12 protein-coding genes are annotated in these 13,519 nt (G+C 71.2%); 11 read left to right on the top strand and 1 reads right to left on the bottom strand.

The window, feature by feature from the left end:
• Positions 1 to 38 precede the first annotated feature (38 nt).
• From ftsZ to divIVA, 6 genes are all read left to right on the top strand, one after another.
• Positions 39 to 1,247, top strand: coding sequence for a cell division protein FtsZ (gene ftsZ / locus ACIQR3_RS08545; protein ID WP_403536007.1), 1,209 nt, complete (start codon positions 39 to 41; stop codon positions 1,245 to 1,247).
• A complete protein-coding gene (gene pgeF / locus ACIQR3_RS08550; RefSeq protein ID WP_403536010.1) occupies positions 1,244 to 1,972 on the top strand; it encodes a peptidoglycan editing factor PgeF in 729 nt (242 codons plus the stop codon). The genes ftsZ and pgeF overlap by 4 nt, the downstream gene beginning before the upstream one ends.
• 6 nt (positions 1,973 to 1,978) lie before the next feature.
• On the top strand, positions 1,979 to 2,698 hold the full coding sequence (locus ACIQR3_RS08555) for a YggS family pyridoxal phosphate-dependent enzyme (protein ID WP_403536013.1): 720 nt from the start codon (positions 1,979 to 1,981) through the stop codon (positions 2,696 to 2,698).
• A 129-nt stretch (positions 2,699 to 2,827) separates the two neighbouring features.
• The gene (locus ACIQR3_RS08560) at positions 2,828 to 3,469 is read left to right on the top strand and encodes a cell division protein SepF (RefSeq protein ID WP_215167876.1); all 642 of its coding nucleotides are present in this window, start codon (positions 2,828 to 2,830) and stop codon (positions 3,467 to 3,469) included.
• Between the two features lie 46 nt (positions 3,470 to 3,515).
• Positions 3,516 to 3,800 carry a YggT family protein gene (locus tag ACIQR3_RS08565; protein WP_007448661.1) on the top strand — a complete coding sequence of 95 codons (285 nt, stop codon included), beginning with the start codon at positions 3,516 to 3,518 and terminating at the stop codon, positions 3,798 to 3,800.
• Between the two features lie 55 nt (positions 3,801 to 3,855).
• The gene (gene divIVA / locus ACIQR3_RS08570; protein ID WP_403536016.1) at positions 3,856 to 5,046 is read left to right on the top strand and encodes an apical growth/hyphal branching protein DivIVA; all 1,191 of its coding nucleotides are present in this window, start codon (positions 3,856 to 3,858) and stop codon (positions 5,044 to 5,046) included.
• 165 nt (positions 5,047 to 5,211) lie between these two features.
• Here the strand turns inward: divIVA and ileS are convergent, their stop codons facing one another.
• The gene (gene ileS / locus ACIQR3_RS08575; RefSeq protein WP_403536018.1) at positions 5,212 to 8,358 is read right to left on the bottom strand and encodes an isoleucine--tRNA ligase; all 3,147 of its coding nucleotides are present in this window, start codon (positions 8,356 to 8,358) and stop codon (positions 5,212 to 5,214) included.
• Between the two features lie 469 nt (positions 8,359 to 8,827).
• Here ileS and ACIQR3_RS08580 point away from each other — a divergent pair, with 469 nt between their 5' ends.
• From ACIQR3_RS08580 to ACIQR3_RS08600, 5 genes are all read left to right on the top strand, one after another.
• The gene (locus ACIQR3_RS08580) at positions 8,828 to 9,745 is read left to right on the top strand and encodes a TraR/DksA family transcriptional regulator (protein ID WP_403536021.1); all 918 of its coding nucleotides are present in this window, start codon (positions 8,828 to 8,830) and stop codon (positions 9,743 to 9,745) included.
• Between the two features lie 50 nt (positions 9,746 to 9,795).
• Positions 9,796 to 10,374, top strand: coding sequence for a signal peptidase II (gene lspA, locus ACIQR3_RS08585; RefSeq protein ID WP_403536024.1), 579 nt, complete (start codon positions 9,796 to 9,798; stop codon positions 10,372 to 10,374).
• A gap of 48 nt (positions 10,375 to 10,422) precedes the next feature.
• Positions 10,423 to 11,367, top strand: a complete 945-nt coding sequence (locus ACIQR3_RS08590) for an RluA family pseudouridine synthase (protein ID WP_403536027.1) — start codon at positions 10,423 to 10,425, stop codon at positions 11,365 to 11,367.
• Positions 11,364 to 11,840: a GNAT family N-acetyltransferase gene (locus ACIQR3_RS08595; protein WP_403536030.1), complete on the top strand. Its 477-nt coding sequence runs from the start codon at positions 11,364 to 11,366 to the stop codon at positions 11,838 to 11,840. Before ACIQR3_RS08590 ends, ACIQR3_RS08595 begins: the two co-directional genes overlap by 4 nt.
• A gap of 90 nt (positions 11,841 to 11,930) precedes the next feature.
• Positions 11,931 to 13,517 carry a Na+/H+ antiporter gene (locus ACIQR3_RS08600; protein ID WP_403536033.1) on the top strand — a complete coding sequence of 529 codons (1,587 nt, stop codon included), beginning with the start codon at positions 11,931 to 11,933 and terminating at the stop codon, positions 13,515 to 13,517.
• Positions 13,518 to 13,519 lie beyond the last annotated feature (2 nt).

Raw genomic sequence — 13,519 nt, forward strand, 5'->3', positions numbered from 1 at the left:
GTTCGACGACACGTAACTCGAGGCGAGAGGCCTTCGACGTGGCAGCACCGCAGAACTACCTCGCAGTCATCAAAGTCATCGGTGTCGGCGGCGGTGGTGTCAATGCCATCAACCGGATGATCGAGGTCGGTCTCAAGGGCGTCGAGTTCATCGCCATCAACACCGACGCGCAAGCTCTGTTGATGAGCGACGCCGACGTCAAGCTGGACGTCGGCCGTGAACTCACCCGCGGACTCGGCGCCGGAGCCAACCCGGCCGTCGGCCGCAAGGCGGCCGAGGACCACCGCGAGGAGATCGAGGAGGTCCTCAAGGGGGCCGACATGGTCTTCGTGACGGCCGGTGAGGGCGGCGGCACCGGCACCGGCGGCGCGCCCGTGGTGGCGAACATCGCCCGCTCGCTGGGTGCCCTCACCATCGGCGTGGTCACCCGCCCGTTCACCTTCGAGGGACGGCGCCGGGCCAACCAGGCCGAGGACGGCATCGCCGAACTGCGCGAAGAGGTCGACACCCTCATCGTCATCCCCAACGACCGGCTGCTGTCCATCTCGGACCGCCAGGTCTCCGTCCTGGACGCCTTCAAGTCGGCGGACCAGGTCCTGCTCTCCGGTGTGCAGGGCATCACCGACCTCATCACCACGCCCGGCCTGATCAACCTGGACTTCGCCGACGTCAAGTCGGTCATGTCCGAGGCCGGTTCGGCCCTGATGGGCATCGGCTCGGCCCGCGGCGACGACCGCGCGGTGGCCGCCGCCGAGATGGCGATCTCCTCGCCGCTCCTGGAAGCCTCCATCGACGGCGCCCGCGGCGTGCTGCTCTCCATCTCCGGCGGCTCCGACCTCGGCCTGTTCGAGATCAACGAAGCCGCCCAGCTGGTCAGCGAGGCCGCCCACCCCGAGGCCAACATCATCTTCGGCGCCGTCATCGACGACGCCCTCGGTGACGAGGTCCGGGTCACGGTCATCGCGGCCGGCTTCGACGGCGGTCAGCCGCCCGCCAAGCGGGACAACGTACTCGGCTCGTCCTCCGCCAAGCGCGAGGAGCAGCCCCCCGCCCCGCCGGTCCGGCAGCCCGAGAGCCGCCCGTCCTTCGGCTCGCTCGGCAGCGTCAAGCCGAAGGAGGAGCCGGAGCCCGTCGCGCCGGAGCCGGTCAGCGACCTGCCGCCGGTCACCCCGCCGCCGGTCCCGCCGTCCCGGACCTACTCGGACAGCGCGGCCGAGGAGCTGGACGTGCCGGACTTCTTGAAGTGATAGGACAGCGCGACACCGTGAGCGGCGCGCACTTCGCCTTCACCGACCGGTGGGGCGGGGTGAGCGCCGTTCCGTACGAGGAGCTGAACCTCGGCGGCGCGGTCGGAGACGACCCCGACGCCGTGCGGACCAACCGGGAACGGGCGGCCGGGGCGCTGGGCCTGGACGCGGACCGGGTGGTCTGGATGAACCAGGTGCACGGGGCGGACGTCGAGGTGGTCGACGCGCCCTGGGGCGCCCGGCCGGTGCCGGACACCGACGCCGTCGTCACCGCCGAGCGGGGACTCGTCCTCGCCGTGCTCACCGCCGACTGCGTGCCCGTCCTGCTCGCCGACCCCGTCGCCGGGATCGCCGCCGCCGCCCACGCCGGCCGGCCCGGCATGACCGCCGGCGTCGTCCCCGCCGCCGTACGCGCCATGACCGGACTCGGCGCCGACCCCGCCCGGATCGTCGCCCGCACCGGACCCTCGGTCTGCGGCCGGTGCTACGAGGTGCCCGAGACGATGCGCGCCGAGGTGGCCGCCGTCGAACCGGCGGCGCACGCCGTGACCAGCTGGGGCACGCCGGCGGTCGACGTCGCCGCCGGGGTGCACGCGCAGCTCGAACGGCTCGGGGTGCGCGACCGGGCGCAGTCGCCGGTGTGCACGCTGGAGTCGAAGGACCACTTCTCGTACCGACGCGACCGCACCACCGGGCGGCTCGCGGGCTATGTCTGGCTGGACTGATGGGGCATGACGGAACGTAAGGACGAACTCGCCGCCAACCTGGCGAAGGTGGAGGAGCGCATCGCCGCCGCGTGCGCCGCCGCCGGCCGGGCCCGCGAGGAGGTGACCCTGATCGTGGTCACCAAGACCTATCCGGCGAGCGATGTGCGCGCCCTGGCTGAGCTGGGCGTGCGGCACGTCGCCGAGAACCGGGACCAGGACGCGGCCCCCAAGGCCGCCGCCTGCGCGGACCTGCCGCTCACCTGGCACTTCGTAGGTCAGTTGCAGACCAACAAGGTACGATCCGTGGTCGGTTACGCCGGTCTCGTGCAGTCCGTCGACCGCTCACGGCTCGTCACCGCCCTGTCCAAGGAGGCGGTACGGGCCGGGCGCGAACTCGGCTGTCTCGTCCAGGTCGCCTTCGACGCGGGGGCGGACGGGCGGGGCGAGCGGGGCGGCGTGGCACCCGACCAGATCGGAGAACTGGCCGGTCTCGTCGCCTCGTCGCCGGGGCTCCGGCTCGACGGACTGATGACGGTGGCCCCGCTGACCGGGGAGTACGCCGGGCGTCAACAGGCGGCATTCGAGCGCCTCATGGATGTGGCGACGGACCTGCGCCGCGCCCATCCGGCTGCGAACATGGTCTCGGCAGGGATGAGTGCGGACCTCGAACAGGCCGTGGCGGCCGGAGCGACACATGTGCGCGTCGGCACCGCGGTACTCGGTGTCCGCCCCAGGCTCGGGTAACGTCGCCAAGAAGTCGGACCACAGCAGAAAATATGGTCATTACCGCCGAAAGGCGGAAACAACGACCTCGTGGATCGCGGGCATTTGGCAGTCGTCAGCCGATCCACCACAGAGCGGAGGACTCAGAGCATGGCCGGCGCGATGCGCAAGATGGCGGTCTACCTCGGCCTCGTGGAGGACGATGGGTACGACGGCCGGGGTTTCGACCCCGACGACGACTTCGAACCTGAACTCGACCCGGAGCCCGAACGAGATCACCGGAGGCATGAACCGGCGCATCAGGGGCATGGTTCACATCAGCCACAAAGGGACGAAGAGGTGCGAGTCGTACAACCGCCCGCGCCTCGCGAACCGGTGGCCCGGTCTGCTTCGCTACCCGCGGAATCCGGGCGACCCGCCCGGATCGCGCCCGTGGCATCCATCACACAAGAACGCGCGAGCCTGGAAAAGAGCGCACCGGTCATCATGCCCAAGGTCGTCTCCGAACGAGAGCCCTACCGGATCACCACGCTTCACCCACGGACCTACAACGAGGCCCGTACCATCGGGGAACACTTCCGTGAGGGCACTCCGGTGATCATGAATCTCACGGAGATGGACGACACGGACGCGAAGCGACTTGTCGACTTTGCGGCCGGTCTCGTGTTTGGTCTTCACGGCAGTATCGAGCGGGTGACGCAGAAGGTGTTCCTGCTGTCTCCTGCTAACGTCGATGTCACGGCGGAGGACAAGGCCCGCATCGCAGAGGGCGGGTTCTTCAACCAGAGCTGAGACGTAACACCGGTGAGTCGGGTCAGGGGAGAGGGAAGCAAGGGTCATGAGCGTGGTCCTGGATGTCGTCTACATCGCGCTGATGTGCTTCCTCATCGTGCTGATCTTCCGGTTGGTCATGGACTACGTCTTCCAGTTCGCCCGCTCGTGGCAACCCGGCAAGGCGATGGTGGTCGTACTGGAGGCCACCTACACTGTCACCGATCCACCGTTGAAGCTTCTGCGGCGGTTCATTCCGCCGCTGCGTCTCGGGGGCGTGGCGCTCGACCTGTCCTTCTTCGTACTGATGATCATCGTCTACATCCTGATCTCGATCGTGAGCCGGCTGTGAGCGATGAGAGAGATACGGGCTTGCCGAATGCCGACGACTACGTTGAGGTGAAGAGATGCCGTTGACCCCCGAGGACGTGCGGAACAAGCAGTTCACGACCGTCCGCCTCCGAGAAGGCTATGACGAGGACGAGGTCGATGCCTTCCTCGACGAGGTCGAAGCCGAACTGACCCGTCTGCTCCGCGAGAACGAGGACCTGCGCGCCAAGCTGGCCGCGGCCACGCGCGCGGCCGCGCAGAACCAGCAGAACATGCGCAAGCCCCCGGAGCAGCAGCAGGATCAGCAGCAGGGCGGCCACCCCCAGCAGGGCGGGATGCCCCAGCAGGGCGGCATGCCTCAGCAGGGCGGGATGCCCCAGCAGGGCATGCGCGGTCCGGGCGCTCCGGTACCCGCCGGCATATCGGGCCCGCCGCAGCAGCAGATGGGTGGCCCCATGGGTGGTCCGCCCCAGCTGCCGAGCGGTGCCCCGCAGCTGCCCGCCGGTCCCGGCGGTCAGGGCGGCCCCCAGGGTCCCGGTCCGATGGGCCAGGGCCCGGGTCCGATGCAGGGCCAGATGGGTCCCGGTCCGATGGGCGGCCCCATGGGCGGCCCGCAGGGTCCCGGCGGCCCCGGTGGTCCCGGCATGCCCGGTCAGGGCGGCCCTGGTGGCGACAGCGCCGCGCGCGTTCTGTCGCTGGCCCAGCAGACCGCCGACCAGGCGATCGCCGAGGCCCGGTCCGAGGCCAACAAGATCGTCGGCGAGGCGCGTTCGCGTGCCGAGGGTCTGGAGCGGGACGCCCGTGCCAAGGCCGACGCCCTGGAGCGGGACGCGCAGGAGAAGCACCGCGTCGCGATGGGCTCCCTGGAGTCCGCCCGCGCCACGCTGGAGCGCAAGGTCGAGGACCTGCGCGGCTTCGAGCGCGAGTACCGCACGCGGCTGAAGTCCTACCTGGAGTCGCAGCTGCGTCAGCTGGAGACCCAGGCCGACGACTCGCTGGCCCCGCCGCGCACGCCCGCCGCCGCCTCGCTGCCGCCGTCCCCGGCGCCGTCGATGGCTCCGGCCGGTGCGAGCGCGCCGTCCTACGGCGGCAACCAGTCCATGGGCAGCGGTCCGGGCGCCTCGTCCGGCCCGTCGTACGGCGGTCAGCAGCAGATGTCGCCGGCGATGACCCAGCCGATGGCGCCGGTACGGCCGCAGGGGCCGTCGCCGATGGGACAGGCGCCCTCGCCGATGCGCGGGTTCCTGATCGACGAGGACGACAACTGAGCAGTGCTGAACGGTAGTACGGCGTCGTAGTCGGCAGCGTTCAAGGCGGGTCCCGGGTTCTTGAGCCCGGGACCCGCCTTTGTGCGGTCCGTTCTCGGAAGCGGGCGTGGACCGTACGCGAGAGGCCCGGCTCCCCGTGGGGGAACCGGGCCTCTCGCCCGTTGCCTACGCCTTGCGGAGACGGAACGTCAGGGACAGGCCCTCGTCCGTGAAGGCGTCCCCGTACGTGCCGTCCGCCTCGCCCTCGGCGAAGTCCGTGGCCAGGACCTCGTCGGCGATCAGGGCCGAGTGCCCGGTCAGGGCGGCGGTGACCGCCGGATCCGTGGCCGTCCAGCGCAGGGCGATGCGGTCGGCGACGTCCAGGCCGCTGTTCTTGCGGGCCTCCTGGATCAGGCGGATCGCGTCCCGGGCGAGGCCCGCGCGGCGCAGTTCCTCGGTGATCTCCAGGTCGAGGGCGACCGTGGCACCGGAGTCGGAGGCGACCGACCAGCCCTCGCGCGGGGTCTCCGTGATGATCACCTCGTCGGGAGCGAGGGTGACCGTCTCACCGTCGACCTCCACCGAGGCCGTGCCCTCCCGCAGGGCGAGGGAGAGCGCCGCCGCGTCCGCGTTCGCCACGGCCTTGGCGACGTCCTGGACGCGCTTGCCGAACCGCTTGCCCAGCGCGCGGAAGTTGGCCTTGGCGGTGGTGTCGACCAGGCTGCCGCCGACGTCGGAGAGGGAGGCTAGGGACTCGACGTTCAGCTCCTCCGTGATCTGCGTGTGCAGTTCGGGGGAGAGCGCGTCGAAGCCCGCGGCCGCGATCAGCGCGCGCCGCAGCGGCTGACGGGTCTTGACGCCGGACTCCGCGCGGGTGGCGCGGCCGAGTTCGACCAGGCGGCGCACCAGGACCATCTGCTTCGACAGCTCCGGGTCGATCGCCGACAGGTCGGCCTCGGGCCAGGAGGACAGGTGCACGGACTCCGGGGCGCCCGGGGCGACCGGCACGATCATGTCCTGCCAGACCCGCTCGGTGAGGAACGGCGTCAGCGGGGCCATCAGCTTGGTGACCGTCTCGACGACCTCGTGCAGGGTGCGCAGCGCCGCCTTGTCGCCCTGCCAGAAGCGGCGGCGGGAACGGCGTACGTACCAGTTGGACAGGTCGTCGACGAACGCGGACAGCAGCTTGCCGGCGCGCTGGGTGTCGTAGCCCTCCAGGGCCTGGGTCACCTGGTCGGTGAGGGCGTGCAGTTCGGACAGGAGCCAGCGGTCCAGGACGGGGCGGTCGGCGGGGGCCGGGTCGGCCTCGCTCGGCGCCCAGCCCGAGGTGCGGGCGTACAGGGCCTGGAAGGCGACCGTGTTCCAGTACGTGAGGAGCGTCTTGCGGACGACTTCCTGGATGGTGCCGTGGCCGACGCGGCGGGCCGCCCAGGGGGAGCCGCCGGCGGCCATGAACCAGCGCACCGCGTCGGCGCCGTGCTGGTCCATCAGCGGGATCGGCTGCAGGATGTTGCCCAGGTGCTTGGACATCTTGCGGCCGTCCTCGGCAAGGATGTGGCCGAGGCAGACGACGTTCTCGTACGACGACTTGTCGAAGACGAGCGTGCCGACGGCCATCAGCGTGTAGAACCAGCCGCGGGTCTGGTCGATGGCCTCGCAGACGAACTGCGCCGGGTAGCGGGACTCGAAGAGTTCCTTGTTCTTGTACGGGTAGCCCCATTGCGCGAACGGCATGGAACCCGAGTCGTACCAGGCGTCGATGACCTCCGGCACGCGCGTGGCCGTCTTGCCGCAGCCGTCGTGGCGGCAGGCGAAGGTGACCTCGTCGATGTACGGGCGGTGCGGGTCGAGGCCCGACTGGTCGGTGCCGGTCAGCTCGGTCAGTTCGGCGCGGGAGCCGGCGACCGTGAGGTGGTCGTCCTCGCAGCGCCAGATGGGCAGCGGGGTGCCCCAGTAGCGGTTGCGGGAGAGCGCCCAGTCGATGTTGTTGTCCAGCCAGTCGCCGTACCGGCCGTTCTTGACGGTGTCCGGGAACCAGTTGGTCTTCTCGTTCTCCTGGAGGAGACGGTCCTTGATCGCCGTGGTGCGGATGTACCAGGACGGCTGGGCGTAGTAGAGCAGCGCGGTGTGGCAGCGCCAGCAGTGCGGGTAGCTGTGCTCGTAGGGGAGGTGCTTGAAGAGCAGGCCGCGGGTGTCGAGGTCCTCGGTGAGCTGTTCGTCGGCCTTCTTGAAGAAGACGCCGCCGACCAGGGGGAGGTTCTCCTCGAAGGTGCCGTCGGGGCGGACCGGGTTGACGACCGGCAGGCCGTAGGAGCGGCAGACCTTGAGGTCGTCCTCACCGAAGGCGGGGGACTGGTGGACCAGGCCCGTGCCGTCCTCGGTGGTGACGTAGTCGGCGTTGACGACGTAGTGGGCCGGCTCGGGGAACTCCACCAGCTCGAACGGGCGCCGGTACGTCCAGCGCTCCATCTCGGCGCCGGTGAAGGTCTGGCCGGTGGTCTCCCAGCCCTCGCCGAGGGCCTTCTCCACGAGGGGCGCGGCGACGACGAGCTTCTCGTCGCCGTTGGTGGCGACGACGTAGGTGACCTCGGGGTGGGCGGCCACGGCCGTGTTGGAGACCAGCGTCCAGGGCGTGGTCGTCCAGATCAGCAGCGCGGCCTCGCCGGCCAGCGGACCGGAGGTGAGCGGGAAGCGGACGTAGACGGAGGGGTCGACGACCGTCTCGTAGCCCTGGGCCAGCTCGTGGTCGGACAGGCCGGTGCCGCAGCGCGGGCACCAGGGGGCGACGCGGTGGTCCTGGACGAGGAGGCCCTTGTTGAAGATCTCCTTCAGGGACCACCAGACGGACTCGACGTACTCCGGGTCCATCGTGCGGTACGCGTCGTCGAGGTCGACCCAGTAGCCCATGCGGGTCGTCAGCTCGGTGAAGGCGTCCGTGTGGCGGGTCACCGACTCGCGGCACTTGGCGTTGAACTCCGCGATGCCGTACGCCTCGATGTCCGGCTTGCCGCTGAAGCCCAGCTCCTTCTCCACCGCCAGCTCCACGGGCAGGCCGTGGCAGTCCCAGCCGGCCTTGCGGGCCACGTGGTAGCCGCGCATGGTGCGGAAGCGGGGGAAGACGTCCTTGAAGACGCGGGCCTCGATGTGGTGGGCGCCCGGCATGCCGTTGGCGGTGGGCGGACCCTCGTAGAACACCCATTCGGGGCGGCCCGCGGACTGCTCCAGGCTCTTGGCGAAGATCTTCTGCTCGCGCCAGAAGTCGAGCACCGCGTGTTCGAGCGCGGGCAGGTCGACCTGGGCGGGTACCTGGCGGTACAGCGGCGGCGTATTCAACGCGTTTCCTCCGGCGGACGTGCTGCCTTCCGTCGGAGGGACGAGAGCTTTGCGCTCCCGCGGTACCACCCTCCTTGGCTCCCGGTGCGCCTTGTGCGCCGGTGAGCCCCCTCATTGGGGTCGCGATGCCGGGTCTACTCGCCGCGTCCGGTCCGGTGCGGCTTTCTTCCGGCGGCTCCGGGGTGATCTTCGCGTCGGGCTCGCCCCCGGGCTCACACCGTCCCCGGGTCGCTCTGGGCTGCGTACGCCGCTACTCGTCCCCATCCACGCTTTTCGCTCCGCCCAGTGTACGGCGCCCGGCGGACAGCGGCCGACCGGTTTTCGGACCGGCATACCCGGCGGGGAGCTGGGCACAACCGTTGCAGGTCGGTCGAGCGGGGCGGTGCGTCCCGTTGCCGCGGGGCTCAAGTCGATTTATCGTCCCAGCACGATTCGCGTGCAAGATCACAGTTCGTGAAGGGGCCGCGGCATGGTGGCGAAGAAGACCGCCGTACGGCACTCGGGGTCCGGCGGACCCGCCCGTGCCCCGGCCTCCGGCACCTCCGGCTCCGCCGGTGGGGTGGGGGAGGGGGCGGGCGGGAAGAAGAGCACGAGCACGCGGAGCGGCGGGGAGGCCGTGGCGAGGAGGACTGCGGCGGAGAAGGGTGCTGCCGGGAAGAGCGCGGCGGAGAAGACGGCGGCCAGAAAGGTCGCCACGGAGAAGGCCGCGGTCAAGAAGACGGCGGTCAAGAAGACGGTGGCCAAGAAGACGGCGGCCAAGAAGGTCGCTGCGAAGAAGGGCGCTGTGAAGCAGACCGCGGCCAAGAAGGCCACGGGGAAGAAGGCCGCGGCAGCGCCGGGTGGCGTGGCGGGGAAGAGCACGGCCAAGAAGGCGGGCGCGGCCGAGGCCGCGGAGCAGACGGGAGCCACGACGGTGGTTGCGAAGAAGACCCCTGGCACGGCCACGGCGGCCAAGACGGCGGTACCGAAGGCGCGGGGCGGCCCGGTGGAGCCCGGCGACCTCGCCGTACGCCCCGGTGAGGACCCGTGGACCCCCGAGGAGGTCGAGGAGGCGCGCGGGGAGCTGCAGTCCGAGGAGGCCCGGCTCCGGGCCGAGCTGGACTCCTCCGAGCGGGCGCTGCAGGGCCTGATGCGGGACTCGGGGGACGGCGCGGGGCACGACGAGGCGGACACCGGCACCAAGAACATCACGCGCGAGCACGAGCTGGCGCTGGCCGCCAACGCGCGCGAGATGCTCACCCAGACCGCGCACGCCCTGGAGCGGCTGGACGCGGGCACCTACGGACTGTGCGAGAACTGCGGCAAGCCGATCGGCAAGGCCCGGATGCAGGCGTTCCCGCGGGCCACCCTGTGCGTGGAGTGCAAACAGAAGCAGGAGCGCCGCTGAGGTGTGCCGTAGTCTCTTCCTCAGTCAGGTACCTAGGTCGAGGGACTCACGTGGCAGAGGCGGAGCGCATCATCGGTACGCCGGACACCCCGGACGAGGCGGGGGACGGGCAGCGGGAGGCCGCCGGCGCCGAGCGGCCCCGGGGCAAGCGCCGGATCGCCGTGCTGTTCGCGGTGGCCGTGTTCGCGTACGCGCTGGACCTGGTCAGCAAGATGATCGTGGTGGCGAAGCTGGAGCACCACGAGCCGATCGAGATCGTCGGGGACTGGCTGCGGCTGGTGGCGATCCGCAACGCGGGGGCCGCCTTCGGCATCGGTGAGGCGTTCACCGTGATCTTCACGGTGATCGCGGCCACCGTGATCGTCGTGATCGCCCGGCTCGCCCGCAAGCTCTACAGCCTGCCGTGGGCCGTCGCGCTGGGCCTGCTGCTCGGCGGGGCGCTCGGCAACCTCACCGACCGGATCTTCCGCTCGCCGGGCGTCTTCGAGGGCGCGGTGGTGGACTTCATCGCGCCCAAGCACTTCGCGGTCTTCAACCTCGCCGACTCGGCGATCGTGTGCGGCGGCATCCTGATCGTGCTGCTGTCCTTCCGGGGCCTGGACCCGGACGGCACCGTCCACAAGGACTGAGCACCTGCCGGTCGGGGAGTGCCGGTGCCGTCCGGCATACTCGACCGGGTGAGCACGCTTCCCGAGATCCGTACCCTGCCCGTGCCCGACGGCCTGGAGGGCGAGCGCGTCGACGCCGCCATCTCCCGGATGTTCGGCTTCTCCCGTACCAAGGCCGCCGAGCTGGCGGCGGCGGGGAAGGTGGCGGTCGACGGCTCGGTGGTCGGCAAGTCCGAGCGGGTGCGCGGCGGGGCCTGGCTGGAGGTCGAGATGCCGCAGGCGCCCGCGCCGGTCCAGGTGGTCGCCGAACCGGTCGAGGGCATGGAGATCGTCCACGACGACGAGGACGTGGTCGTCATCGTCAAGCCGGTCGGCGTGGCCGCCCACCCGTCGCCCGGCTGGACCGGGCCGACGGTCATCGGCGGGCTCGCCGCCGCCGGGTACCGGATCTCCACGTCCGGCGCCGCCGAGCGGCAGGGCATCGTGCACCGCCTCGACGTGGGCACCTCCGGGCTGATGGCGGTCGCCAAGTCGGAGCGCGCCTACACCTCGCTCAAGCGCCAGTTCAAGGAGCGCACGGTCGACAAGCGCTACCACACGCTGGTGCAGGGCCACCCCGACCCGACCAGCGGCACCATCGACGCGCCCATCGGACGGCACCCGCAGCACGACTACAAGTGGGCGGTCACCGCCGAGGGCAAGCCGTCGGTGACGCACTACGACCTGATCGAGGCGTTCCGCGCGGCCTCCCTGCTCGATGTGAAGCTGGAGACCGGCCGCACCCACCAGATCCGCGTCCACATGGCCGCCCACCGCCACCCCTGCGTCGGCGACCTGATCTACGGCGCCGACCCGACCCTCGCCAAGCGGCTGCGCCTGACCCGGCAGTGGCTGCACGCCGTCCGGCTCGGCTTCGAGCACCCCGGCACCGGCGACTGGGTGGAGTACGCCAGCGACTACCCGGACGACCTCCAGCAGGCCCTGGACCGGGTCAGGGAGGAGACCTACGCATGAGCGGCGGTACACCGGTGTACGAGGTGCGCATGGCCGAGGACCCCGCCGACCGCGAGGCGTGCTTCGCGGTCCGCAAGGAGGTCTTCGTCGCCGAGCAGGGCGTCGACGAGGAGATCGAGTACGACGCCTACGACGCCGTCGCCACGCACGTCCTGGCGGTCCGCGAGGACGGCGTGCCGCTCGGCACCGGGCGGCTGCTGACCGGGGACGCGGCGGCCGGGAAGACCGGCGGCGCCCCGGGCGTGGGGTCGCTGGGGCGGCTCGCCGTGACCCGGGCGGCCCGGGGGCTGGGCGTCGGGGCCGCGCTGGTGCGGGCCATCGAGGACGCGGCACGCGCGCGCGGGCTCACGGCGGTGGACCTGCACGCGCAGACCCACGCCCTCGGCTTCTACGAACGGCTCGGCTACACGGCGTACGGTCCGGAGTTCCCCGACGCGGGGATACCGCACCGCGCGATGCGACGCGTGCTGTGACCCAGGGTTCTCGGCGGGGCGACGGGGAAGGCGAGGTGGCAGGCTGGAAGCCTGCCGTGTGATCGCCGAGAACCCTCCGGAGCGCTGACCGTGGATCAGTTGGCCCTGTTGTTCGTGCTGTTGCTCGGGGCCCTGCTGAGCGTCCCGGTCGGCGACCGGTTCGGGCTGCCGGCGCCGGTGCTGATGACGGTGCTCGGCATCGTGCTGGCGCTGCTCGACTTCGTGCCCAACGTCGACATCCCGCCCGACCTGATCCTGCCCGCCCTGCTGCCGCCGCTGCTGTACGCCGCCGTACGGCGTACCTCCTGGCGGCAGTTCGCGGCCAACAAACGGCCCATCTTCCTGCTGGCCGTCGCGCTGGTCTTCGTCACCATGACCTGCGTGGCCGCCGTGGCCCACGCGATCGTGCCGGGCCTCGGCCTCGCCGCCGCCTTCGCGCTCGGGGCGCTGGTGGCGCCGCCCGACCCGGTCGCCGCCACGGCCGTCGCCGGGCAGCTGGGACTGCCCCGCCGCCTGGTGTCCATCCTGGAGGGCGAGGGGCTCTTCAACGACGTCACGGCCATCGTCCTGTACAACGTCGCCATCGCCGCCGCCGTGGGCGGGACCTTCTCGCCCTGGTCGGCCGGGTTCGACCTGGTGCTGTCCGCCGTGGTCGCCGTCGCCGTCGGCCTGGCGCTCGGGTGGGCGGCCAACAAGGTCCTCGGCCTGCTGGGCGACGCGACCCTGCAGATCGGGCTGACGCTGCTGGTGCCGTACGCCTCCTACGTCCTCGCCGAGGAACTGCACGGCTCCGGGGTGCTGGCCGTGCTCACCACCGCGATGTTCCTCGCCGAGTACGCCTCCGACGCCGACGACGTGCTCACCCGGCTGGCCGGGCACACCGTCTGGGATGTCGTCGACACCCTGGTCACCGGGGTCGCCTTCGGGCTGATCGGCCTGGAGCTGCACAACGCGGTGCGGACCGCGTCCGGGCACTGGGCCGAGCTGCTGGGCTGGGCCGGGGCCGTGGTGGGCGTGGTGATCCTGGTGCGGCTGCTGTGGCTGCTGCCGGCGACCTGGCTGACGAAACGGCTGCACGCCAAACGGGACCGGGACGAGGACATCCCGATGAGCCTGCGGGAGACCGTCGTCATGTGGTGGGCGGGGATGCGCGGGGTGGCCTCGGTGGCGCTGGCCCTGGCGATCCCGCTGGAGACGGACGACGGGTCGCCCTTCCCGCACCGCGAGGAGATCGTTTTCATCGCGTTCGGGGTGATCCTGGTGACGCTGCTGGTGCAGGGGCTGACCCTGCCCTGGCTGGTCGGGCGGCTGCGGGTGACGGCCGATACCGAGCAGGAGAAGGAGTTCGAGCGCACCCTCGCCCGGCGCGCGGCCAAGGCGGCCCGGCAGCGGCTGCGCGAGATCGAGGCGGTCGAGGAGCTGCCGGAGGAGCTGACCGAGCAGATGCTGCGGCGGGCCTTCGACATCGGCCTGCGGATCAGCCCGGAGATCGGCGACGAGGAGCGGCGCGAGGCGCACGAGCAGCGGGCGCGGCGGATCAAGCGGCTCCGCCGCATCCAGGGCGAGATGCTGAGCGCCGCCCGGCACGAGGTGCTGGCCGCGCGCAGCGAACCCGGCGCCGATCCGGAGATCGTCGACCGGGTGCTGCGGCATCTGGACGTACGCAGCCTGCGCTGACC

Source organism: Streptomyces sp. NPDC090994 (assembly GCF_044768905.1).
Lineage (GTDB): Bacteria > Actinomycetota > Actinomycetes > Streptomycetales > Streptomycetaceae > Streptomyces.

Bases quoted from the DNA above. Each gene is read 5' to 3' on its own strand.
- ACIQR3_RS08555 (WP_403536013.1), top strand. From the start codon at position 1,979: ATGACGGAACGTAAGGACGAACTCGCCGCCAACCTGGCGAAGGTGGAG.
- ACIQR3_RS08580 (WP_403536021.1), top strand. From the start codon at position 8,828: ATGGTGGCGAAGAAGACCGCCGTACGGCACTCGGGGTCCGGCGGACCC.
- ACIQR3_RS08565 (WP_007448661.1), top strand. From the start codon at position 3,516: ATGAGCGTGGTCCTGGATGTCGTCTACATCGCGCTGATGTGCTTCCTC.
- ACIQR3_RS08560 (WP_215167876.1), top strand. From the start codon at position 2,828: ATGGCCGGCGCGATGCGCAAGATGGCGGTCTACCTCGGCCTCGTGGAG.
- ACIQR3_RS08595 (WP_403536030.1), top strand. From the start codon at position 11,364: ATGAGCGGCGGTACACCGGTGTACGAGGTGCGCATGGCCGAGGACCCC.
- divIVA (WP_403536016.1), top strand. From the start codon at position 3,856: ATGCCGTTGACCCCCGAGGACGTGCGGAACAAGCAGTTCACGACCGTC.